At 29.2% G+C, this 24,768-nt stretch carries 16 protein-coding genes; 6 read left to right on the forward strand and 10 right to left on the reverse strand.

Annotation, left to right across the window (positions count from 1 at the left end):
- Window positions 1-4: 4 nt before the first annotated feature.
- From tmk to EXC46_RS00065, 4 genes are read left to right on the forward strand one after another with little or no spacing between them, the layout of a single operon-like run.
- Entirely contained in the window at window positions 5-655 is a 651-nt protein-coding gene (tmk, locus tag EXC46_RS00050) for a dTMP kinase (protein ID WP_027333900.1), read from the forward strand.
- Window positions 648-1,592: a hypothetical protein gene (locus tag EXC46_RS00055; protein WP_027333899.1), complete on the forward strand. Its 945-nt coding sequence runs from the start codon at window positions 648-650 to the stop codon at window positions 1,590-1,592. Before tmk ends, EXC46_RS00055 begins: the two co-directional genes overlap by 8 nt.
- Window positions 1,585-2,310, forward strand: a complete 726-nt coding sequence (gene rsmI / locus EXC46_RS00060; RefSeq protein WP_027333898.1) for a 16S rRNA (cytidine(1402)-2'-O)-methyltransferase — start codon at window positions 1,585-1,587, stop codon at window positions 2,308-2,310. Before EXC46_RS00055 ends, rsmI begins: the two co-directional genes overlap by 8 nt.
- The gene (locus EXC46_RS00065) at window positions 2,297-3,394 is read left to right on the forward strand and encodes a hypothetical protein (RefSeq protein WP_027333897.1); all 1,098 of its coding nucleotides are present in this window, start codon (window positions 2,297-2,299) and stop codon (window positions 3,392-3,394) included. Before rsmI ends, EXC46_RS00065 begins: the two co-directional genes overlap by 14 nt.
- A 142-nt stretch (window positions 3,395-3,536) precedes the next feature.
- Here the strand turns inward: EXC46_RS00065 and EXC46_RS00070 are convergent, their stop codons facing one another.
- The 4 genes from EXC46_RS00070 to eno all read right to left on the reverse strand — a co-directional run bounded on the left by EXC46_RS00070 (window position 3,537) and on the right by eno (window position 8,234).
- Window positions 3,537-3,731 carry a hypothetical protein gene (locus EXC46_RS00070; protein WP_027333896.1) on the reverse strand — a complete coding sequence of 65 codons (195 nt, stop codon included), beginning with the start codon at window positions 3,729-3,731 and terminating at the stop codon, window positions 3,537-3,539.
- Between the two features lie 193 nt (window positions 3,732-3,924).
- Window positions 3,925-4,203: a hypothetical protein gene (locus tag EXC46_RS00075; protein ID WP_027333895.1), complete on the reverse strand. Its 279-nt coding sequence runs from the start codon at window positions 4,201-4,203 to the stop codon at window positions 3,925-3,927.
- A 1,080-nt stretch (window positions 4,204-5,283) separates the two neighbouring features.
- The gene (gene lysS / locus EXC46_RS00080) at window positions 5,284-6,750 is read right to left on the reverse strand and encodes a lysine--tRNA ligase (RefSeq protein WP_027333876.1); all 1,467 of its coding nucleotides are present in this window, start codon (window positions 6,748-6,750) and stop codon (window positions 5,284-5,286) included.
- Between the two features lie 122 nt (window positions 6,751-6,872).
- Window positions 6,873-8,234: a phosphopyruvate hydratase gene (eno, locus tag EXC46_RS00085; RefSeq protein ID WP_027333875.1), complete on the reverse strand. Its 1,362-nt coding sequence runs from the start codon at window positions 8,232-8,234 to the stop codon at window positions 6,873-6,875.
- A gap of 220 nt (window positions 8,235-8,454) precedes the next feature.
- On the opposite strand from eno, the gene EXC46_RS00090 reads away from it, so the two are divergent.
- A complete protein-coding gene (locus tag EXC46_RS00090; RefSeq protein WP_027333874.1) occupies window positions 8,455-13,317 on the forward strand; it encodes a DUF4011 domain-containing protein in 4,863 nt (1,620 codons plus the stop codon).
- 81 nt (window positions 13,318-13,398) lie between these two features.
- A complete protein-coding gene (locus EXC46_RS00095; RefSeq protein WP_027333873.1) occupies window positions 13,399-16,236 on the forward strand; it encodes a UvrD-helicase domain-containing protein in 2,838 nt (945 codons plus the stop codon).
- Window positions 16,237-16,394: 158 nt separating this feature from the next.
- On the opposite strand, the gene EXC46_RS00100 is transcribed toward EXC46_RS00095, so the two are convergent.
- The 6 genes from EXC46_RS00100 to rpsL form a co-directional block, all read right to left on the reverse strand.
- Window positions 16,395-17,141, reverse strand: coding sequence for a hypothetical protein (locus EXC46_RS00100; RefSeq protein ID WP_129622101.1), 747 nt, complete (start codon window positions 17,139-17,141; stop codon window positions 16,395-16,397).
- Between the two features lie 437 nt (window positions 17,142-17,578).
- Window positions 17,579-19,480 (reverse strand): M13 family metallopeptidase, encoded by a 1,902-nt coding sequence (locus tag EXC46_RS00105; protein WP_027333871.1) that lies wholly within the window; start codon window positions 19,478-19,480, stop codon window positions 17,579-17,581.
- Window positions 19,481-19,730: 250 nt separating this feature from the next.
- Window positions 19,731-21,359: an IS1634 family transposase gene (locus EXC46_RS00110; RefSeq protein WP_084262976.1), complete on the reverse strand. Its 1,629-nt coding sequence runs from the start codon at window positions 21,357-21,359 to the stop codon at window positions 19,731-19,733.
- 196 nt (window positions 21,360-21,555) lie between these two features.
- Entirely contained in the window at window positions 21,556-23,646 is a 2,091-nt protein-coding gene (gene fusA / locus EXC46_RS00115) for an elongation factor G (RefSeq protein WP_027333907.1), read from the reverse strand.
- A gap of 19 nt (window positions 23,647-23,665) precedes the next feature.
- Window positions 23,666-24,136 carry a 30S ribosomal protein S7 gene (gene rpsG / locus EXC46_RS00120; RefSeq protein WP_027333908.1) on the reverse strand — a complete coding sequence of 157 codons (471 nt, stop codon included), beginning with the start codon at window positions 24,134-24,136 and terminating at the stop codon, window positions 23,666-23,668.
- A gap of 74 nt (window positions 24,137-24,210) precedes the next feature.
- Window positions 24,211-24,624 (reverse strand): 30S ribosomal protein S12, encoded by a 414-nt coding sequence (gene rpsL, locus EXC46_RS00125; RefSeq protein WP_027333909.1) that lies wholly within the window; start codon window positions 24,622-24,624, stop codon window positions 24,211-24,213.
- Window positions 24,625-24,768: the final 144 nt, after the last annotated feature.

Below are 24,768 nucleotides of genomic sequence, written 5' to 3' on the forward strand. Positions count from 1 at the left end.
ACTTATGTTTATATCTTTTGAGGGATTAGATGGTTCTGGAAAAACAACCATCATTACAAAACTTGTTAACAAAATAGAAAAAGAATATCCTCGACTTAAGTATATTCTCACAAGAGAACCGGGTGGTAAAAATGTTCCTGAAGCAGAAAAATTAAGAGAAATTATTTTACACCCAGAAACAAATATTTCAGATATATCAGAAGCACTTCTTTATTCAGCAAGTAGAAGAATGCACCTTGAAAAAGTCATTTGACCAGCTCTTGAAAATAATATTTTAGTGCTTTGTGATCGTTATGTCGATAGTTTTTACGCATATCAAGGGTTTGCACGTAATTTAGGGCTTGATTATGTTCGTAAAATGACCGAACTTGTAATTGACGGGACAATGCCAGACATCACAATCTTTTTTAACATTTCTCCTGAAAAATCAAAAGAACGCAGAGAAAAAAATCGTTTAATTGTTGATCGCCTCGAAAAAGAACAAAATGTTTTTCACGAAAAAGTCTATCATGGTTATTTAGAACTAGTAAGAGAAGAGCCGCAAAGATTTATTACAGTTGACGCTTCTTTAACTGCTAATGAAGTTTTTGAAATTGTGTGAACAGAACTTAATAAGCACCCTAAATTCCAAGAATATATCCAAAAATATGCTTAATAAAAATGTTTTAAACTCAATTTCATGAGCAAAAAAAGAGAATAAATTAGCACACCTTTATCTTTTTGTAGGTAAATCAAAAAACACCATTGATTTAGATATTTTAGCTTTCTTGAAAGAGATCAATGATTTTGAAATAAACTGAGAACAGCCGCTTGAACAAATTAAAAATTATGATTGCATCGTGCTTGATGGAGACCAAGGAGAACTTGGCAAGGCTGAAATCGAACAAGCTTTTTACGATATGTCATTACAAACAAATTATGAGGATACAAATGACAAAAGAATTATTGTGCTTAAAAATATCGAAAAAGCTTCTGTGCAAGCTTTAAATTCAATTTTGAAAACAATCGAAGAGCCATTTGATAATTTATTAATTATTCTATCGACCACAAAAGAAAAAAATGTTTTATCAACAATTCTCTCAAGGGCACAAAAAATTGTTTCTTTAACAATGTCGGCTCAAGAAATTTATGGACAACTTGTCTCTCAAGGTACTTTGGAGCCATTTTGTTTAGTGGCTTCATATTTAGCAGATGACTTTCGCGAGGCTCAAAATTACTCAAAAGATAGTTTTATAGCATTATTTGATCAATTGCTCGCCGCTTTAATTGAGACAATCAAAAGAAATAATAAACATTATTTGTACTCTTTTTTACTAAATGAGCTAACTAAAGAAAACAAACAAAAAAATATTTTTCTTTTAGATTCAATGAAATTAATAACTTTTGGAAATGTGCTTTTTAACGATTTAAAAATTAAAAACAAATATTTAGAACAAATTAAGCAAATCAGCAAAGAACTTGTTTTAAAATTTCCAAAAAGCATAGAATTTCCTTTAGCTATTGATGCTTTTTTCAAATTTATTAATGAAAACGCTAATTTTATTATTCAAAAAGAATTATTACTATTAAATTTATTGGAGAAATATGAGTAAGTTATATGTTGTTGGAACGCCAATCGGAAATTTAGAGGACATTACCCTTCGTGCTCTTCGAATTCTTAAAGAAGTAGATTATATTGCTTGTGAAGATACTCGAGTTACTCATAAATTACTTTTACACTTTGAAATAAGCAACAAAAAATTACTTACATATAATAATTACACTGAAAAAAATTCAACTAAAGGTATTTTAAACCTAATTGAAAGTGGACATTCAGTTGCTTTGGTTTCAGATGCTGGAATGCCGGTTGTAAGTGATCCAGGATTTGAAGTTATTAAGCAAGCAAAACAAAATAATATTGAAGTGGAAATTATTCCAGGTGTGAATGCTGCTATCGTTGCTTTTGTGGGTTCTAACTTTGATAACACTTTTACTTTTTGTGGATTTATGAAAGACAAAAGTGGCCAGAGAATTAACTACCTACAAACATTATCCATTGGTACTTACATCTTTTACGTTTCGCCACACAAGCTTGAAAAAACTTTACTTGATCTAGAAACTGTTTTTGGTGAGTCCTGCGAAATTTGCTTGGCAAAAGAGCTCACTAAAATACATGAAAATTGATTTTTTGGTAAACCTAGAGAGGTTTTAGAGCAAGTTATTGCACAAAATGCTATGAAGGGCGAATTTACTTTGGTTTTAAATATTCCTAAACAAAAAAGTAAGAAAATTTCAAAATATGCCAAAGGAGGTATAAATGAGAATTCTTAAAGATCCTATTTCTTTAAATGAATTTTATTCATCTTTTAAAGAAAAAGTAGAACCAGAGGTTAAGCTTATAATTAAACAAACTTTAAACAAGTATCAAGCAACTTTATTAAAAAGCAAAAAACAAAGTATCATAGCATGAGCATTTTTAGGCGTAGGTATTTTATCTTTTTTTATTTTTATTATTCTTTTTTGGAAATTGGGTATCAATGCAACTTTTGAATATAACAGTCAGAGTCATTGAAAATGAATCTTGTTTTCACTTTTTATTACTATAATATTATTTGCAATTTTTGCTCTTTTCTTGTTTTTATCAATCAATAAAAAAAGAAGAATAAAACAAGCAATTGCCAATTCATTAAATACTAATTTTGTTTACAAGCAAGCTTTCGATCTTTTTGGAGAAAACTACAATTACGATCCTTGATCTTTTGACGAAAATCTAAACGATTCAAATGTTGTGCACACTCGACCAATTTCTTTAGCTGAAGCAAAAGAGTTTAGAACAATCACAATACCAAAAGATGCAAAAATTAAAAAATATGATAAGCCAATAAAATTGTTACTAAATAATAAATATCAAGTCTATTTTTGAAATGTGCTATTTCATTGATATCGAAACACCGACAAAACAACAACTGAATATCAAGCTTGAAATGCTTTTATTAAATTAAGCACCGAAAATTTAGAAGATAATCAATTTAATTTTTCTTTATTTACTCAAAAGTCGCTTTTTTCAGGTGATCGGCAAATAAAATTGGAAAATGATATTTTTAACAAAAAAGTTCGTCTTTGCGGTTATGATGAATTAAAAGCCAGAAAAATGTATACACCTCTGGCTCAAGAAATGACTGTGAATTGATATACGAAAAAAGATAAATTACCTTATAATAATTTCCAAATTTACTCAAAACGCAATCATATTTATTACACAATAAAATCAAATGCTGGTTTTATGAAACTTAATATTCCTTTTTCTGCAGATGAACATGTGATATTAAATGGAATTCTAAAAGATATTATTCAAGATGTATATAACATTTATTATTTATTAGAATTCTTGCAATTATCACTTTATCTTGAATAAAGAATTTATAGCATATTTATTAATATTACAAAAAAAGAGAGATAAGATAGATTCTTGTAGTTTTGTGTGATTCTAATATGCATTTAGAAGAATCGGTAAACTAGGACACGAAATATGAATAAAACACATTTCGTGCCCTAGTTTATTTTTTCACTTTTTTGTAGTAGCTTTCATCCATAAAATAAGTTTTATCAGCCCAAGTTCAATCCACTACTTTTCATCTGCCGTCAATATACATTTCATTTCAAGCGTGCTGTCCTGTATAAACATTATCGTCTCTATTATAGATATTTCATGCGATTAGTCTTACTGAAATTCCAAGTAAAGTCATTGCCATTGAGAAATTTTGCGCATAACCAACACATCTTAATTCTCGATCGCTGCTAAATAAAGAAAACGGACTATAAAAACCATAACCATCTGCTGTAAATTAATTGACACTTACTTCTTGATTTGTTAAATTGTATGAGACATTTAGAGCAATATATCAAGAAACTGCCTTAATTTTTTGCTCATCACTTAACTGTGGATTAATAATTCTTTTTAAGACTTTTTTTTCAATTATTTTCTCAATTTTTGTATTCTTTTTGAGCATCTACACCTACATACCCATGCTCTGTATTGTCATTTAATAATTCGTGTTTAGTTTGAAAATTAAGCTCTGAAATTTTGATATATCTACCATCTTTTTCAATTGCTTTGTTGTCATACTGACTTGAAATAATCGCCTTATAGTCTCTTCAATTCCTAATTGTATTTTCCATAAAAAAGTTCGGTTTTTCATAAATTAAGACATTTGTAAGGTTCATAGTTGTTCCGCTCCCTTATTATTTCAGTATTTTGTTTTCATTATTCTGAAAAAAGAAACAAAATTCTTACCATTCAAAAGCAGACATAAAGCAATTTGGTTAAATTCATTAAATTTAATAAATTTTCTTGTGGTAGGTGTATATTTGCTCTTTGTCTTTTTGTTTTTGTTTGTAATTCTTTCTCTAATAATTTTGATTTGCTTCGAATGAGCTTCAATCTTTTTTAGAGTTTTATAAAATTCATCTTTTGTAAAATTGAATTTCTTGTAAAAGTCATAACAATTAATGCTTCTTTTTTTTGAAATCTGGTGAAAAACCAAAAGAGCGATAAGCAATTGTTTATTTTTTAAATTAACTAAAGCTTCTTCATTTATGAAAAAGTTTGGACTTTCTTTGAATTCTTTTAATAATTGCTCAATTTCAGCAGAAGCAAATTTACTTTTTATGCTTTCTTTGATTTTTTGAGCAGTATCAATTTTGATCGTGTTTCAAAAGTTTCTTCTTGCGAATAACCAAACTCCAAAAGCTCTCTTGTGGAGTATTTCAATTTGAATTATTCTCCTTTCGTAGAAAATGAAAAGGAAGCCCCTTTTAGGACTTGCTTTTGTCTTGTTGGCTTAAACTGTTCGCTCACAAATTAATATTAGAGAACGGAAATATAATAGATATACACACTGGTGCTGCACTTCTTTCTAACCTTAAGTCACAAAGAGCAAATGGTTTTAATTATTGATTTGTAGAGAGATAACAAAAGAGTTTCTATTGATGAAATACGAAATTTATATATAAACCACGCTAAGTTATAAGTTGATTTTTACTCAATCGCAATATCCTACACAATAAAAGCAATTAGCTTAATTTCTTTAAAATAAGACACGAAATATCGATAAAACCATATTTCGTGTTTTTTGTATTTTTAGGGAGAATATGATGAAACAATTAGAGTAAAACGAATGACTAGAACTATTTGAAAGTTATGAAGATTGCAAAAATAATTTGATATCAAAAAATGATTTTCAACCTGAGTTTCCAAGCTGAAAGCACAAAAAAAGATCGCTTACGCAATCTCTTTGTTTAGCATTATTGTTTTTTTTTCATTGTAGGGAATAATAAAACATCTCTAATTGAATCTTTTTCTGCCATAAGCATAGTTAAACGGTCGATTCCAATTCCACATCCACCTGCTGGTGGCATTCCGTATTCAATTGCATCGATAAAATCTCAGTCGATGTCACTAGCTTCATCATTACCGTTGTTTTTTTCTTCTAATTGAGCTTCAAATCTCTCTAATTGATCAATTGGATCACTAAGCTCTGTATACATGTTTGCATATTCTTTTGTATTGATGAAAAGTTCTGCTCTTTCTGTAAATCTAGGGTCATCACCTTTAGCTGTAAGTGGTGAAATTTCAATTGGGTGTCCATAAACAAAAGTAGGTTGAATTAATGTTTTTTCAATTAATTCTTCAAAAAGTTCGTTAATGATGTGGCCTAATTGGTGGAATTTTTGAATTTTTACACCATGTTTTTTAGCCACTTCAACAGCTTCTTCGAAAGAAATTTCTCTAAAGTTATGTCCTGTTGCCTCACTAACGGCTTCAACCATGTCAATTCTGTTAAATGGTTTAGTTAAATCAATTTCAACACCTTTGTTAATAACTGTGGTTTTGTTAAGTTTGTGAGCAATTCTTTTAATAAGCTCTTCAGTACGGTTCATCATACCTTCTAAATTAGTATATGCTTCATAAAACTCAATTGAGGTAAATTCAGGGTTGTGTGTAGTGTCAATTCCTTCGTTTCTAAAAATTCTTCCAATCTCATAAACTCTGTCAATTCCACCCACCAATAATTTTTTAAGCGGAATTTCTGTTGCTATTCTTAACACGAATTCTTGATCTAAAGCGTTGTGGTGAGTTTTAAATGGACGTGCACTAGCACCTGATAAATAGTCATGTAAAAATGGAGTTTCAACTTCCATATATTCTAAATTATCAAAGTAACTTCTAATTTCGCTGATGATTTTAGTTCTAGTTCAGAAAACTTTTTTAGATTCCTCGTTTGTGATTAAATCAACATATCTTCTTCTATATTTCTCTTCAACATCACTAAGTCCATGGAATTTATCAGGAAGTGGTTTTAAAGCTTTAGTTAATAATTTAATTTCAGTTGCTTTAACACTAACTTCTCCAGTATTAGTCTTCATTACTTGACCAACTACATAAATGATGTCACCAAGGTCAAATGAATCAACGATTTCTGTAAGTTCAACATTTTCTTTTTTGTTAAAGTAAATTTGAATTCTACCGTGATAGTCTTGTAAAACAATAAAAGGTCCTCTTTTGGTCATAACACGACCAGTAACAGCAACACTTTCAGCTTTTTCTGCTAATTCCTCTTTTGAAAAAGGAGCATATTTAGATTCAATCTCATCTGAATATGAAAGTGCTTTTAAGTTATCTGCTTTTGCAAAAGCTTCAACTCCTTTTTCTTTATAAAAATCAAGTTTATTTCTTCTTACTTGTTCTTGTTCGGTAAATTTATTATGCATAAAAATGCTCCTTAAATGATTTCTAAATTATTTAATTATTTATTTTAAGTATATTTATTTAAATAATACTAAAAAGTACGAAAAAAATATCACTAAAAAGTGATATTTTTCTTTCTTTTTTATTATTTTACAATATTGTAGAATGATTTAATTCCTTGGTATTCAGCTGATTCTCCAAGTTCTTCTTCAATTGCTAATAAACGGTTGTATTTAGCAATACGGTCTGTACGTGACATTGAACCTGTTTTAATTTGACCAGCGTTCATAGCTACAGCAATATCAGCGATTGTTGTATCTTCTGTTTCTCCTGAACGGTGTGAAACAACTGCAGTCATGTTAGCTTTTTGAGCCATTTGAATAGCATCAAATGTTTCTGTTAATGAACCAATTTGGTTAACTTTAATTAAGATTGAGTTCATTGCTTTTTCTTCGATAGCTCTTTTAAGGATAGCTGTGTTTGTAACTGTTAAGTCGTCACCAACGATTTGTAATTTATCACCCATTTCAGCTGTAAATCTTTCAAATCCTGCTCAATCACCTTCAGCAAAACCATCTTCGATAGAAATAATTGGATATTTGTTTACAAGACCTTTAAGGTATTCACCCATTTCTTCTGATGTATATGATAATTTAACATCTGTAAGGTTTTCGAATCCTGGACGTTTTTCTTCAATAGCTTGTTTAAGTTTACCAAATGTATAAACTTTTCCGTCATATAATTCACTTGAAGCACAGTCCATAGCAATAGCAACTGCTTTTTCACCTTCTCTAGCTGGAACGTATCCTGAAACTTTAATAGCTTCAACTAAGAAATCTAAAGCTTCTTCGTGTGATTTGAAGTTTGGAGCAAATCCACCTTCATCACCAACTTGAACACCGTGTCCTGCTTTTTTAAGTAATTTAGCTAAGTTGTGGAATACAAAGTTAGCCATTTGTAAAGCTTCTCTAAATGTTTTAGCTCCAACCGGCATAATCATAAACTCTTGGAAGTCTACTGTGTTTGAAGCGTGTTCTCCACCATTAATAACGTTTAACATTGGAACTGGTAATTGGTGTCCGTTGAATCCACCTAAATATTTGTAAAGTGGTAAGTCTAATTCGTTAGCAGCAGCACGAGCAACAGCTAATGAAACTCCTAAAATAGCATTAGCACCAAATTTTTCTTTGTTTGGTGTTCCATCTAATTTGATCATTAATAAGTCAATTTTACGTTGTTCTGTAACTTCTAATCCTTCTAAATGAGGAGCGATATCATTGTTAACGTGGTCAACAGCTGTCATAACTCCTTTTCCACCAAATCAATTGTTTTCGTATTTTGTACCTTTATCTCTAAGTTCTAAAGCTTCACGTGAACCTGTTGAAGCACCTGATGGAACCATAGCTGAACCAAAAGCACCTGCTTCTGTGTAAACTTCAACTTGAACAGTTGGGTTACCACGTGAGTCTAAAACCTCACGTGCGTGAATTTTTTTAATTGCTGACATTTTGTCTCCTTTTTAATCTTAAATTTATACTAGATCAATGGCGTTTTAAAAACGCATTAAATCTCAAAAATTAAATTTCTTAAATCTTTAAACATATTTTACCACTCTTTAAATAATTTTCAATTAGTATTAAATTATTATTGGCTATCTTTTAAATATTTTTAAAAACAAATTATAATAATAATGAATATAAATATTTAAATAAATGAAAGGCTAAAATATGGCTAAAAATGTAGTTACTTTAAATAGATGAAAAGAAAAGTTACTTGATTTATCTTTAAATAATAAAGCATTAAATCATAAAAGCAATAAATCAGGAACTATTCAAATATTATTTCCTGATTTAAAGCACTTTTTTGAAAAAATAGTTTCATCTAAATTAGCTTCTTTTGCTCGTCTTTTTGATAAAAATGATGACGACTTAGAAGACGAGGAAATGACCCTCAAAAGAACAAGAAAAGAAGAAGTAAAAGTCTTAGGACAAATTTTACCTAAAAAAGACTTTTATGAAGCCGATGAAATTTTACCTTTGGTAGAAATTTATCGTAACAAAAGAGGTAATAAAAATAAAAATGAGTTGTTCACTAACCTTAGCGGGCCTAAACAAACACAATTTTTAAGAAACTTAATGAAGACAGCAACTTTCTTTAAAGAAGAAAATGCTGTTGATGTGCTTTTCTTTGCTGTTGGATTTCTTAAATGATATGAAGATCCAAATTCTAAAAAAACACATTATGCTCCTCTTTTATTCATGAATGCAGAATTGTCTCAAAAATCTTTTGATGCTGCATTCGAAGTAAAAATTAATGATGATGAGCTTTTAATTAACAACGCTTTAATTAGAAAAATGAAGGTTGATTATGATCTTGATTTAGACCTTCCAGAAATCAAAGAAGATGCATCCCCTTATGAAATTTACGAAGCTTATAAAAACAAAATAAATGAATCATTAAGTCAATTTAGCGATAAACGTTGAGAAATTTTAGATAATATTGAACTTGCTACTTTTAGTTTCACTAAAATCAACTTAGTTAAAGATTTAGAAGATAATGAAAAAAGAATTATTAATAGTGATTTCTACCAAAAATTAACTTCTAAAAAACAACAAATTGCTGATAATGATCTTGTTAGAGAATCACAAGTTGATGAATATATCGATCCAAAAAACTACTTCCATAAACTAGATGCTGACTCTTCTCAAGAAGCAGCTATTCAATCAGCTATTCTAGGAAAAAGTTTTGTACTTGAAGGTCCTCCCGGAACAGGAAAATCTCAAACAATTACAAACATCATTACAGAATTAATTGCTCGTGGTAAAAAAATTCTTTTTGTTGCAGAGAAAAAAGCTGCTCTTGACGTTGTTTGAAGAAACCTTAATAAAATAGGTTTAGGTTCTTTTGCTTTACCTATTCACGACAGTGACTTTGATAAAAAAGGTGTTGTTAAAGATCTATACACAACACTTTTAAAAGGTACCGAAGATATTCCAAGTGTTCCACAATTTTATGCACAAGATAAAATTCACAGATATAAAAACACTAAAGCAGATTTAAATGATTATTATGCGAAAATTTTAGAAATTAGAAAACCATTAAATCATAGTTTATACGAGCTTTATGGTCTTTACTCACAAAAAGATAACATTAAAAGTTTATTTTTCGAAATCGAAAATGTTAAAAATATTGATCAAGATCAACTTTTTGATTTACAAAAGAAAATCGAAACTTTCCAAAATAAAGTTCACAACATAGATATTGATATCAAATCAAACCCATGATATGGTTTCTTTAAAGAAGTTCATTCAGCCAGAGAAAAAGAAAACTTTAGAAACTTGCTCACTAACTTGCAAAGAGATATCAAAGATCTTGAACAATACCTAGAACTCAATGTTAAAAATAAAATGCATATTTATTTTAAAGATAATGCGCCTTTTGTTGAAACATTAAGAAACTTGGTTGCTTTATTAGAACACGTTAAAGTTGCTCGTACAGTTGATGAAAGAATTAAAAGAATTTATGAATTACCTGAAGAAGTTCTTTTAATGGAAGATATTCTTACAGAATCAAGAATCATTGAAGCATCAAAAACTCAACTTGCTCAAAAATACAAATTAGAAGTGCTTAATAACTTTAAAGCTGAAGAGAATGTTTTAGTTCTTGAAAAATTACAATCAATGGCTTCAAGACTTTTATCATGAGATTTTAGAAAAATTAAAAACAAATTAACTCTTTATAGATATGACGCAAAAGCTACATATGAAGAAATTTTAAGCGAAACTAAATTCATTAGAGATATTCAAGCAAGAAGTGAAAAATTAGAAGAGTTAATTAAACGTGTGACATATACCAAAAATCTTTCAACTATTACAGATGTTGAAAATGCTCTTTATGACCTTAAGTGATACCAAAAATTCATGCAATTATCTAAAGAAGTGCTTTTCTACGATAATGATTGAGTTTCACTTGTAATTAACTGATTATTTAACAAAAATAATGTTTTCCCAATTGTTGATGAAAGTTTAAATAAAGCTAAAAATGTCTTAAGAGAATTTGAAGAATTACAGTCATACTTTGATGAATCTAAAGTCAACTTTAATAACCTTTCACTTAAAATGGCTAAACTTAATGTTTCTACATATATTTCAAACTTTAATAGTTTAAATGCTTATTTAGAATTTATTACAGCTTATATCGAAATAGCTAAATCAGGACTACAAGAATTTGCTGATTTATTAATTGAAAACAAAATCAAAGAAGACTACTACGAAATTTTCATCAAGAGATTTTACGGTTTATTAATTGAGCACTTTTTAGAAGAAGCAAACTTAAACTTAGGATATAACGGTGAAGCAATTCAAGTTATGAAAGAAGAGTTTGGAGAAGTTGAAAAAGAAATTCAAAAAATTGCTGAATTAAAAGTTACACAACAACTTTACCAAAACTTACCTAACATCAACTCAATCGAAGGATTAAACGCAAGTGTTAAAATCCTAGCTAAAGAAGCAACTAAAGATCGTAGATCAATGCCATTTAGACTTCTTTTCGAAAGAATTCCCGAACTTATTTTAATGATTAAACCTTGTTTAATGATGTCGCCTTTTACTGTTAGTTCATTCTTAAAAACTAGTCCAATTGTGTTTGATACAGTTATTTTCGATGAGGCCTCACAGGTATTCCCTGAAAATGCTGTTGGTGCTTTATTTAGAGCAAATCAACACATCATTGTTGGAGATGAACACCAATTGCCACCTACAAACTTCTTTAATGCTGACGCAGCGGATGAAGCTTTACAAGAAGACGAACGTGGAGAAACAGATGATTACGAATCAATTCTTAATGCTGTTAAAGGATTCTTACCAACAATTAGATTAAAATGACACTACCGTAGTAAATTTGAAGAGCTTATCCAACCTTCAAACGTTGAAATTTACAACGACAACTTGATCACTTTCCCTTCATTACGTAAACCAAAAGAATTTGAAGGAGTTCAATTTATCAAAGTTGATGGTAAATTTATTAACAACCAAAACGAAGTTGAAGCAGATACAATTATCCAACTTATCAAAACTCTTTATAAAAAATACGGAACTTCAAAAAGCGTTGGAGTTGTTTCATTTAACAAAAAACAACAAATGCTTATTGAACAAAAAATTAATAAATTAAGAAGATCAGATTCTTCGCTTGAACCATTCTTTAGTCGTGAACTTAAAGATCCTTTCTTTGTTAAAAACATCGAAACCGTTCAAGGGGACGAAAGAGATATCATTATTATGAGTATTTGTTATGGACCAAATGAAAAAGGGCACTTCGCTATGCGTTTTGGACCAATTAACCAACAACAAGGTTACAAACGTCTTAATGTTGCTGCAACTCGTGCTAAAGAATGTACCATTTTAGTAAGTTCAATTACTCAAGATGATATTGACTTAAACAAAACAGAAGCTAGAGGGGTTAGATTCCTTAAACAATACTTACTTTTTGCTGAATATGGTCAAGGTAAAAAAGTTGTTTCACATCAAGAAAAAGCAAAACAACTCTTCCAAGCTGGTTTTGAAAAAAGTGTTCTCAAAGAATTACAAAAACTTGGATACGAAGTTAAAGAAAATGTTGGTAATTCATCATATAAAATTGATTTAGCGATCATTAATCCAAACAATAAAAACAAATATATCGTAGGTATCGAATGTGATGGTGCTACATACCAATCATCTAAATCTGCACGTGATCGTGATAGATTAAGACAAGAAGTTCTTGAAATGAGAGGATGAAATATTTATCGTATTTGATCAACAGATTGATTCAAAAATAAAGAACAACAAGTTATTCAATTAGATAATTTCATCAAAAAAGCTCTTGAAGATGCAGAATTTAAAAAATCTAAACAAAAAGAGCAAAAAGAACAAGAACAAAAAATCAAGCTAATTAAAGAAAAAGAAGAAAAGCAAGAGCAATTTGAACTTGAATTAGCTAAAAGTAAAGCTAAATTAGACGAAGAAGAAAAAGTTGAAAAAACTACTCCTATTGAGTTTAAAAAACGTCAAGAAGTTTCTTTAAACGAAATTTTTGAAGACTACCCTACATTAGAGTCAATTGATATGAATAGCTTTGCTAATAAGCAAGAATACATTACAGAAACAATTAAAACTTTAGCACCTGTAGCTAAAGAAGAGCTTATGAAAATGGCTCCAATCATTTTCAATAAACCTAGTCTAACTAAAACTTTAAAAACAGAGTTTACAAAAATTTTAGAAACATTAATTATCTTGGATGGTTCACTTGTTGTAGTTGATGATTTTGTTTTTGATCAAACTAAAGTTGATGATATACAATTCAGAAAAGCAACTTCAGAAGAAAACAAACGTAAATTAACAAGTATTTACTATGTTGAAGTAGCAAGTGGAATTTACAAAATTTTAACTTACGTACAAGAAACAACATTAGATACTATTTACAAACAAATTACTGAACTTTGCTTATATAGCACAGTAACACCAAAACTAAAAGCACTTGTTGATCAAGCAATAAGTTATTTAGTTGAAAATGGAAAAATTACTTTTAAAGACAAAATCTTAAAATTAGTTTAATCAAATTTCACAGCTGTTAAGGCTGTGATTTTTTTTATTAAACCAAAACAAATTAAGTAAAATTTAAAGAAAGGATATTAAATGAAAATTTCAAACGAGCAATTAAAAATTTTTTACGATATATTCAAAGGTCACAATGTTAAAATCAATGCTGTTGCAGGTAGTGGAAAAACCACTACCGTTTTAACTGTTTCAAAACTTCTAGAAGAGAAAAAAATTCTCCTTTTCACTTATAACCGTGCTTTGATGGAAGAAACAAAACAAAGAGCAGAAAAAGAACAAATTTACAACTTGGATGTTTATACCTTTCACTCTTTTGCTCAAAAATTCTACAAAGTTGATGCTCGAACTGATGATGGACTTATTAAATTGATTCAAAAAGAAAATGTAACTCCTAGCATTATGTTTTCTTATGATTTAATAATCATTGATGAAGCACAAGATTTAACACCAATTTATTATCATTTTGCTGAAAATACAGTTCGTAAAGATAATTTAAACTCTGATCATAATTTAATGATTTTAGGAGACGAAAAACAGTGTATTTACGAGTTTTTAGGTTCGAGCCCACTCTTTTTAAAAAGGGCTGAAGCATTTTTTAAAAGCAACAAAGAGTGAAAAGAACTTAATTTATCTACTAGTTTTCGTTTAACATCAAACAACGCATTATTAATCAATAAAATATTCTATAACAAAGAAATAATAAAATACGGTAATCGTCAAAGTAACGATAAAATCAATTACTTTTACTTGCATGATCAAAATTTATATTTACTAGCTGACACTATTTACAAAAAAGCAAAAACTTTTGGTGCAGAAAATATCATGATCTTAAGTCCTAGTGTTGATAAGTTTTCTTTGGTAAATAACTTAATCAAAAAAATAGATGAAATTGATAAATATGAAAACTTAAATAAAACCATCTACATTTATCAAACTAAAAATGATAATGACAAAGTTATCAATGAAATCGAAACACGCAACAAACTTGTCTTTTCGACATACCATCAAGCTAAAGGAATTGAAAGAGATATTGTTTTTGTTTTAAGTTTTGACGAAAGTTATTACGATAGCTTTGCTAAAAAATTTGATCGAAAAAAAGTTCCTAATATAACTTATGTCGCTTGTACAAGGGCACGAAAAGAACTTTGGCTCGTGCACAACGTTAGAAAAAGTTATCTTCCATGGATTTCACCTTCACAGCTTGAAAAGAATCATTTCATCACTTTTTGAAATAAATCATTAACAGGATACATAAAACCTAGTGATAATCAAACAAATAAAATTGATGAAGTCGATCTTGTCGCAACAGAGCTTGTTAAATTTTTAGATTATAAAGTTGATAATTTAATCAAATCTTTTTTCTCTGTTACTCTTTTTGAAACACCAATATCAACAATTCCAACAACTTTTTTTAAACAAATTCCTAATCAAATAACTTTTAAAAATAGCGAAAATAAAGAAATTACAGAGAACGTTTCAAATATTAATGGTAGCCTTCTTGCAGTTAATGCATTAATTAAAAAAGATGCAAAACTTTTTGTTTTAGAATTTAATAAGTTATTAAAAGAAAGACGTGAAAGCACAAATCCTAAAATAAGACTAAGATTTGACTCGTGAGCTCTTGAAAAAATAGAACAAATCTTGAAAAAAATTACTAAACAACCACTTGAAATAAATGAAATTCTTTTTATCACAATTGTGTTCTCAACATTACAATCAGGTAATATTGTGCAGCTTTCTCAAATTCCAGAAGAGAATTTAAATTGATTAACAAAGAATGATTTAGAAATGATTAACAAAATGTTTGGTATTTTTTTACCAGAAAGCGCAACTTATGAATTTAGGGTAACACACAACTATCGCCCTAAAAACAATATTATTAAAGGTGATATTGATGCTATCGATGATGAGAATAAGGTAGTTTATGAATTTAAATTTACAAACGATGTTCAAGCCGCTCACTTTTATCAATTGGCTATCTATAAATACCTTCTTCTCAAACTAGATTATGATAAATATAAAGAATATCAATTTGTTTTATTTAACATTAAAAACAACTATAGCTACAAGCTAGAAATAGAAGATGACAAACTCGAAGAAATGATCAAAATCTTAGTTGATGAAAAAACAAATCAAAATGTTGATGATGAACTTTTTGAAGAAACATTTATTAAGATAAACAAAGATAAAAAGAATCTTAATTTAAAAAATGTTTTCTTAAATGATGAAATTAAAAAAATAAATAAGGCTTTTGAAAAAATGAGAAAAAATGATGATTTAATTAGTCCTACCTCTGTTGATGCGAAAGAAGAGCAATCTATTGCTCCAACTCAAAAACACAAACCTTTTGTAATAATTGATTTTGAAACATGAAATTTTCACGAGAATCCTGTTCAGTTGGCTATTTTAGATACCTCCGCTTCCCCTAAAGAAAGAGTTAAAGAATATTATTTCCAACCAGAGCCTACTTTAAATATGTCATCCGTATTAGCAGCAAATGTCGATGAAAAAAAAGTAAACAGAGCACCTTCTTTTAAAGAACAATGACCAGAAATCAAAAAATTCTTTAATGGTAATTATATTATTATTGCACATAATGCATCATTTGATATTAGTGTACTTCGAAATAAATTACTCAAAATAAGCGAAAGAATCGAAACTGATTTCTTGTATTTTGATAGTATAAAAATCTTTAAAAACATTTTGCAAACCCCAAAAGAAGTTGGATATAAACAAGAAATACTTTGTACTTTGTTTGGTATTAAATATGACGCTCATAACGCAACAGAAGATGTTGTTGCATTATATAAATTAATTGATAAAGCTATTGGTTTTGAAAAATTATCTCTTGCTCTAGAAGAAAATCCTAAACTTATTAATTCTTATTTTAGGTATTTAAAAAGAAATCCAAAATAAGCGCAAATTGTTCTACCCAAAACAAAAAACCAGTTTTTTCAACTGGTTATTTTTGTATCAATTTAGCTTATTTTCTAGACTTATAAAAGAAAGTTACACCAATAACTCCTGCTAAAAGTAGTGTTGCTCCACCTAAAATATACAAAATAGTCATAGTGTTATTTTTTTCTTCTCTCTTTGTTTTTTTCTTCTGTTTTTGTATCCTCATTATTTTTTGAATTTGTTTCTGGATTTGTTTCTCTATTTTCGCTAATATTAGCTTCAAAAACAGATTTTGTAATTTTATCAATTAAAATAGGTTCTATTTGTTTTTTTAAATGTTCATGATCTAATGTTTGTGATTTATCAAAATATTTTAAAGAATCTAGCTTCGATCAAAAAATGGTGTAGTTATCAAAATAATTCTTTTTAAAAAACACCGCGCTAGCTATAGCTTTATTTAGGTTTTTTGATTTAATAGCTAAAATAAACGAATTTGCATTGCTAACATAGTCTTTAATAAATTCTAAAACATCTTTTTGCACTAAATAAAGATTGAAAAATTTGCTTTCAAAACTAATTTCTTTAAGTTCTACATTTATTATTTGGTTAGTTAGATTATTTATCTCTTGTACTTGAAAACGACTTTTGCTTCAGTTTGTAAAGCTGTTTTGTGCTTCTTTTAAGATTGAAAGGTTTTCTAAATAAATTTGTGGTTGTTGATATTGTAATTCATCGCTTTTTAAGCTTTCAATAACATTTTGCTGCAATTCAACATCTAAATTATCAAACTCTGTAAAATAATATTCAACTGGATGTGACGTTGCAAAATCTAAATTAGGGTTGTTTTTAGCTTCGTTTAATAAGGTTTGAAGTTTTTCTCTACCCGCTTCTAGACCTTTTGTTAAATTTACTTCTTGAAACATTCTATTTTTATATCTGTTTTTAATTTCAGTAGACAAACTTTCATTTGCTTCAAGTTCTGCTATAAACTCTTCTCTTTCAGAATTTAAGTTAGAAGCTTCAAATGTGATAGAATCATTAAATTCTTCATAAATTTTTTATCGATTCGATATCAAAAGTGGTTTTTTTCTACAAAACTTAAGTTTGGTAAACCACTGATATAAACTCTTAAAGAATCTCTTTGTCTTGGCGACAGAAGATAACTAGTCTCTTCTGAGTTTTTGAAATTAGCACTTAATGTCGTTAGAAAAAGAGTGGGAGTAACAACACTTCCTAAAGTTATAAACTTTAATAATTTAGTTCTTTTTTGTGTATTTGCTTTAATATATATCTTATATTAATAAATTAACCAGAAAGAAAAAAAACAATTTGCAAATCATGTTCACAAATTGCATTTAGATTATCATATTTCAAAAATTTTCTTTGGATCAGTGTACATTTTATCTTCTTTAGAAATTTTGTAGTGATCTTGGAAATCTTTTGAAATCATAAGTTGAAGATTAACTCTTTCTTTTGCTGGTGAGTGCGGATCAGTTAAAAGTCTTTGAATTGCTGTTTCTTTTTTTGTTAAGCTTCTTTCACAGTAAGCATAGTTTTCAAAGAATTTTTCAATATCAAAATCAGCTTCTGTACGAGCTGCTTCAAGAGCTGAAATAATTCCACCTTGATCCGCAATATTTTCTGATACTGTAAGTTCACCATTGATTTTTCCAAATGGAGTTTCATAACCATCAAATAAGTCAATCATTAATTGTGTTTTTTCTTTAAAAGCAGCATAATCAGCTTCTGTTCATCAGTTTTCAAAACTTCCATTAGCATCAAATTGAGCACCATTATTATCAAAAGCGTGTGAAATTTCATGACCTATAGTCATACCTAAACCACCATAGTTTGCGCTTGAGTTTTGATTATAGTCATAAAAGGGAGCTTGAAGATATCCAGCTGGGAATACAATGACATTAGCAAGCGGATTAAAATAAGCATTTACTTCAAACGAGCTCATTCCTCAAATATTTTGATCAACTTCTTTTTTGTATAAACTTAATTGGAATTCTTCCATAATATCACTAAAGTGGTTGAAGTTACTTGTAAGTGATCCACCTTCTTTATATGTTGTAACAATAAATTTATCAAAGTAAGGGTAAATATAATCAGGATATCCTACCATAGGTCTAATTTTATTTAATTTTTCAATTGCTTTTTGTGCAGTGTCTTTTGTTAATCAAGTGTTTTTAGCAAGTCTATCTTGATATACTTTGATAACTTTGTCAATCATTTTTAGAACATCAGCTTTAGCTTCATCACTAAAGTTTGCTTTACCATAATATAAACTCAACGGTTCACTAAAGAAACTAAGAGTTGTTGAATAAGCTCATTTTGTAATAGATTTAGGTTTTTCTACACCAGAGAGTACTTGTGAAATTTTAAACATTAATGATCTAGTGTATGGATTTAAATATCTAGCAATGCCTAAAATAGTTTTTAAAAGCATTAAAGCTTTTACTTCTTCAAAATAAATGTCTTGACTATATAATGAATCAAGTTGTTCAAGATATTTTTTGTTAACAACCACAATTTGATCAACTTCTTGGCCAACTAATTTTTGTGCTTGGCCTAATAAATCAAATTTTTTACTTAAACTAGCAAAATCCTTGCTTGTGTAAGGGTTATAAACAACTTCTACTTTGTGTAATTCAGCACTTGATAAGTGAATTTCTTTTAGTTTTAAGTCTGCTTTATATGCTTTTTCTATAATATCCAAAGCTTCTTTTTTGGTTTTTCCAAATGATACAAAAAGTTCTGTAGCTACTTCTTTGATAGTTTTTAAAATTTTTTTAGCTTCTTTCCGTTCATAATATTCTTTCGAAGGTAAAATCAAGCTAGGTTCTTCAAATCAAAGCGTGTATACTTTGTTATTTACAAAATCTTCAGCAACAACAAACTCATATGGCATTCAGCTAGAAATTTTTCTTAATAAGAAATAATTTTGATCAAAGTCTTCTCATTTTTGTAAATTATCAATAATTTCAATTTCATTTCTAACTGGTGTTCACCCTAATTTTTCTTGCATTTTGGTATTTTTTAGCATTTTGTAGAACTTAATCATTTGTTGAATTTGAGGATTGTTAGGAACATTTTTGTTTTTTGATCAATCCTCAACTAATTTTCTTAATTTTTTCTCAATTTCAAGGTGTAATTCAGAATATGAACTAAGAGTACTTAAATCTTTGGGGATTTTTTTTCTTTTTTCTCAGTCTTTATTAACATAATCATAAAAATCATTTTTTAATTTTGATTGCATATATTTGTTCTCCTTATTTTTAATAAATTATATTAAATATAACAAAATAAAATTATTTTTGTTTCTTTGTGAACAATTAATTTCGATTCAATTTGATCAACACAGAGTTTTTGAATATAAAAAAACACAAAATACAGTGTTTTCTATATTTTGTGTCCTGAGTTTCCAAGTTAAAAAGCATAAAAAAGACGAATATTACTATAATATAGCGATATTCGTCTTTTTTGTGTCTTAAATTACACACATAAATTTAACCTATGCAAGCAATGAAGTCTTTGTAAATTTTGAAATATTTTTTATGATCTTCATCAAATTCATTAGTTGTCGTGTTTACAATTTCTCCATTCACTTCCTTTTTGGACATTTTTATTAGATTTATAGAGTCAATAAGCATTTTTAAAGTTACTTCTTGTATTTCTCCATTATCATCATAATATTTCTTTAATTTAAAGAGACAATACTTTAATGTCACAAGTGATAAAAAACATAATAGTATATGAGCTAAAATATGATTTTCATTGTGAACATATACTGGTCTAATTTGAATTGATGATTTTAAAGTTCTAAAATTCTCTTCAACTTTTCACTGTTGTCTGTAAATTTCTATAGCTTTTTCAGCTGTTAGGTTGTGAATATTTGTTTCAATCATGTAAAAACCGTCTTGATCGGCTATTTTTTTAATTTTCTCATAGTTCAATTTTGCAACTGTTTTACCTTCAATATCCATGTATTTTTTCTTGTATTCAGGCACTAAATCACTCAAACAAATTTTTTGATTTGTGGATTTTTTATCTATTTTGGATAAGAAATTTAATCTTTTTATTCTATCAAGTGTTTGTTTTGCTGGACTAAAGTAAACAATTTGTTTTCTTATTTCACCATTAAATCTCTTTTTGTTTCACACTGAATCTACATATCTTTCTTTCGAAAAAATTTCATTTTTGTACATGTAATCTTTATCCTCAACGATAAAATTTCTGCCTTCTTCATTCAATGTATCAATTCTTTTTTGGAAAATGTATTTGAAGCCTTTTTGTTCAAGGAAACGAAGATTTGCATTGTTATTTAAACCACGATCTGCAACTATTGTCAAGTTTGATATATTGTAAATTTTCTTCATTTCAACAAGAAAATCAATCATTGTTTTAGAATCAGCAGTATTTCCTGGAAAAACTTTGTAATGAAATGGTATTCCATTTGAATCCACTGACATAGCAATTACAACTTGATCTTCATTATGTTTCCCATCTTTTGAAAAGCCTTTTTTTCTTATTCCTTTTCTTTCAAAACTTTCGAAATAAACAGTTGTATTGTCAAAATGAAGTATATGATCATTTGTATTTGTTAGCTCGTTAATTTTTTTATGCAAATCAGCTAAAATGGTATTTTTATGCTCCAAAACTGTATCTAAATAGTTAAAAATTGATGATTTTTGAACATCTATTTTATTTATAAAATCGTTTTTATTTTTAAATTGTGATGTATAACTTCTTGGTATCAAAATACGAGTCGCAATGATAAAATCCAAAACTTCTTCTAAAGCCTTGTGTTTAGTTTTTGGAAGAGATTTGAATAACTCCAATTCTTTAATAATCTTGTAAATTGCTTCAATTCCGATATTTTGAAATTTAGTTTTAACAGAAGTTGGATCCAACATTTTAAAAAACTCTGCTTTAACATCTTTTTTACTTAAATTAGTGTTTATTTGTGCTGCTATTGGTTTAATATCATCAATTTCGGAAAGGTTATATTTCTCTTTAATATCTTCTCAGTATCCTAAACCTACTTGACTTCCATATCCTTTGCCGAAACCTTTTGAAATTGCTAACACCAAATAATACTTACCATTTTGTTTTTTCTTGCATAAATTATATTTCATAACATATATATTATACCATATTTAAGTGTGTAAAGTGTGTAAAAAATAAAAATTTTTCGAAAATTCATATATCTACGATATATGGTTAAAAAAAGACCTCAAAAAATGAGGTCTAACTTGGAAACTCAGGATAAAAAAACACAAAATACAGTGTTTTCTATATTTTGTGTCTTGATTTTTAATTATAAATTTAAAATTATTCTTCGTCTTTTGATTGGATATTTCTACGTTTGATGATTTCATCAGCAATGTTTTTAGGAGTTTTTTCGTAGTGATCGAATTGCATTTGGTATGTTCCACGTCCACTTGTCATAGATCTAAGTTCTGTTGAGTAACCGAACATTTCTGAAAGAGGAACGTGTGCTCTAACGATAACAGCTCCATCGTTTCTTTGTTCTTGATCGTTAACAAGTCCTCTACGACGTGATAAGTCTCCAATAACATCTCCCATGTGGTCTGATGGAACAACAACAGCAACATCCATAATAGGTTCAAGAAGAACTGTTCCGATTTGATCTTTAGCTTTTGTAAGAGCTTTAGAAGCAGCTATTTTATAAGCCATTTCTGATGAATCGACGTCGTGGTATGATCCATCGAATAATGTAGCTCTAACATCAATCATTGGGTATCCAGCAAGAATCCCTGCTGCCATTTTTTCTTCAAGTCCTTTTTGAATTGATTTAATGTATTCTTTAGGAATTTTTCCACCAACAATTTTATCAACAAATTCAAATCCACCATCTGGGTTTGGTTCGAACTTAATTCATACGTGTCCGTATTGTCCTTTACCTCCAGATTGTTTGATGTGTTTTCCTTCTACATCAGCTGTTTTTGTAATTGTTTCACGGTATGAAACTTGAGGTGCTCCAACTTTAGCTTGAACACCAAATTCTCTTTTAAGACGGTCAACAATAATGTCAAGGTGTAATTCACCCATTCCGGCAATAATTGTTTGCCCTGTTTCGTCATCTGTGTATGTTCTAAATGTAGGATCTTCAGCTGCAAGTTTTTGAAGTCCTAATGAAAGTTTTTCTGTTGCAGCTTTTGATTCTGGTTCAAGAGCTTGAGAAATAACAGGTTCTGGGAAAACCATTTTTTCTAAAACAATTGGTTCAGATTTTTCGGCGATTAATGTATCTCCTGTTGTTGTGAATTTAAGTCCAACAGCAGCAGCAATATCTCCAGCACGACATTCATCAATTTCTACACGGCTGTTTGCGTGCATTTGAAGAATACGTCCAATACGTTCTTTTTGTTCTTTTGTTGAGTTATATACGTAGCTTCCTTTTTCTAATACTCCACGGTATACACGGAAGAATGTTAATGATCCAACGAATGGGTCAGTCATAACTTTGAAAGCAAGTGCAGCGAAAGCACCATCATCTGTTGCTTGTACTGAAACTTCTTGATCTCCTAAGTATGCTTTAATTGCCGGAACATCAATTGGTGATGGAAGATAGTCAACAACTGCGTCGATCATCTTTTTAACACCTTTGTTTTTGAATGAAGTTCCACAAACAACTGGGAAGAATTCTGATGTTAAAGTTGCTTTTCTAATAGCTGCTTTAAATGTTGCTTCATCAATGTCTCCACCTTCTAAAACAACCATCATAAGTTCTTCGTCAAAGTTAGCTACTGCTTCAAGTAATTCTTGACGTTTGATTTCAACAATATCAACTAAATCAGCAGGAATTTCTGTTGGAAACTCTTCTTCTTGAGCTTCTCCATTGTATGTGAATGCTTGTCTTGTAACAAGATCAATAATTCCTTTGAAATCTGATTCAGCACCAATAGGTCATTGGATAGCAACTGCATTTCCACCTAAACGTTGTTTAACTGATGCTACAGAAGCAGCAAAGTCAGCTCCTGCTTTATCCATTTTGTTAACGTAAACGATACGTGGAACTTTATAGTTTGTTGCTTGTCTTCAAACTGTTTCTGTTTGAGGTTCAACTCCTGATTGAGCATCTAAAACAGCAACAGCACCATCTAATACACGAAGTGAACGCTCAACCTCAACTGTGAAGTCAACGTGTCCTGGGGTATCGATAATGTTAATTCTTTTTCCTTTTCAGAATGCTGTTGTAGCAGCAGAAGTAATTGTAATACCTCTTTCTTGCTCTTGAGCCATTCAGTCCATTTGAGAAGCACCATCGTGTGTTTCTCCAATTTTGTGAATTTTTCCTGTGTGGAATAAAATTCTTTCTGTAGTTGTAGTTTTTCCAGCATCAATGTGAGCCATAATACCGATGTTACGGTAATCTTTTAATTCGTAATCTCTTGCCATAATTTACCTTATCCTATGATTATCATCTGAAGTGAGCAAAAGCACGGTTAGCTTCAGCCATTTTGTGTGTATCTTCACGTTTTTTGATAGCTCCACCTGTTTTGTTTGATGCATCAATAATTTCGTTAGCTAAACGCACGTCCATTGTTTTTTCGTTTCTTAAACGTGAGTATTGAACTAATCATCTAAGAGCTAAAGTTTGTTTTCTACGAGCAGGTACTTCTGTAGGTACTTGGTAGTTTGTTCCACCAATTCTTCTTGTACGAATTTCTAATTGTGGTGTAATGTTTTCAACAGCTTCTAAGAAAACTTCCATTGGTTCTCTTCCTGTTTTTTCTTTAACAATTTCAAAAGCTGAATATAAAATATCTTGAGCTATTGATTTTTTTCCGTCAAGCATAATTTGGTTGATTAATTTTGTAACAATAACTGAGTTAAAAACTGGATCAGCAAGTACTTCACGGATAGGGGCTTGTTTTTTTCTTGACATTTTCCTTCTCCTTAATTTATTTTTTGATTTATTTGATTTTTAATAAAAGTTTTTTATGTAATAAGCTAGTTTAATTATTGTTTAGCTTTTTTTGTTCCGTATAAACTACGTCCTTGGTTACGTTTTGCAACTCCTGCTGCATCTTGTGTTCCACGAACGATGTGGTATCTAACCCCTGGTAAGTCTTTAACACGTCCTCCACGGATTAAAACAACAGAGTGTTCTTGTAAGTTGTGTCCTTCACCTGGGATGTAAGCTGTAACTTCCATTCCGTTTGATAATTTAACACGGGCATATTTACGTAACGCTGAGTTAGGTTTTTTAGGTGTCATTGTTGCAACACGAGTACATACTCCACGTTTAAATGGTGAAGCCATTTTTTTAGCTTTTTTAATTAATGAGTTGTAGCTAAGGTTCAATGCAGGTGCATTTTGTTTCTTAATTTTTGAACTACGACCATTAGTAACTAATTGGTTTGTTGTAGGCATTTCTACTTCCTTTCTTTTAATTTTTTTGTTGATAAAAGTTTTAAATTCTATAAAAACATAAAATTTGTTGGCTAATTCTATTAATAAATAGCTTACATATTATACACGACAACACGTCCGTGTGTATCATTTTTTTAATTTTTT

This window comes from Mycoplasmopsis glycophila, assembly GCF_900660605.1.
Classification (GTDB): domain Bacteria; phylum Bacillota_I; class Bacilli_A; order Mycoplasmatales; family Metamycoplasmataceae; genus Mycoplasmopsis; species Mycoplasmopsis glycophila.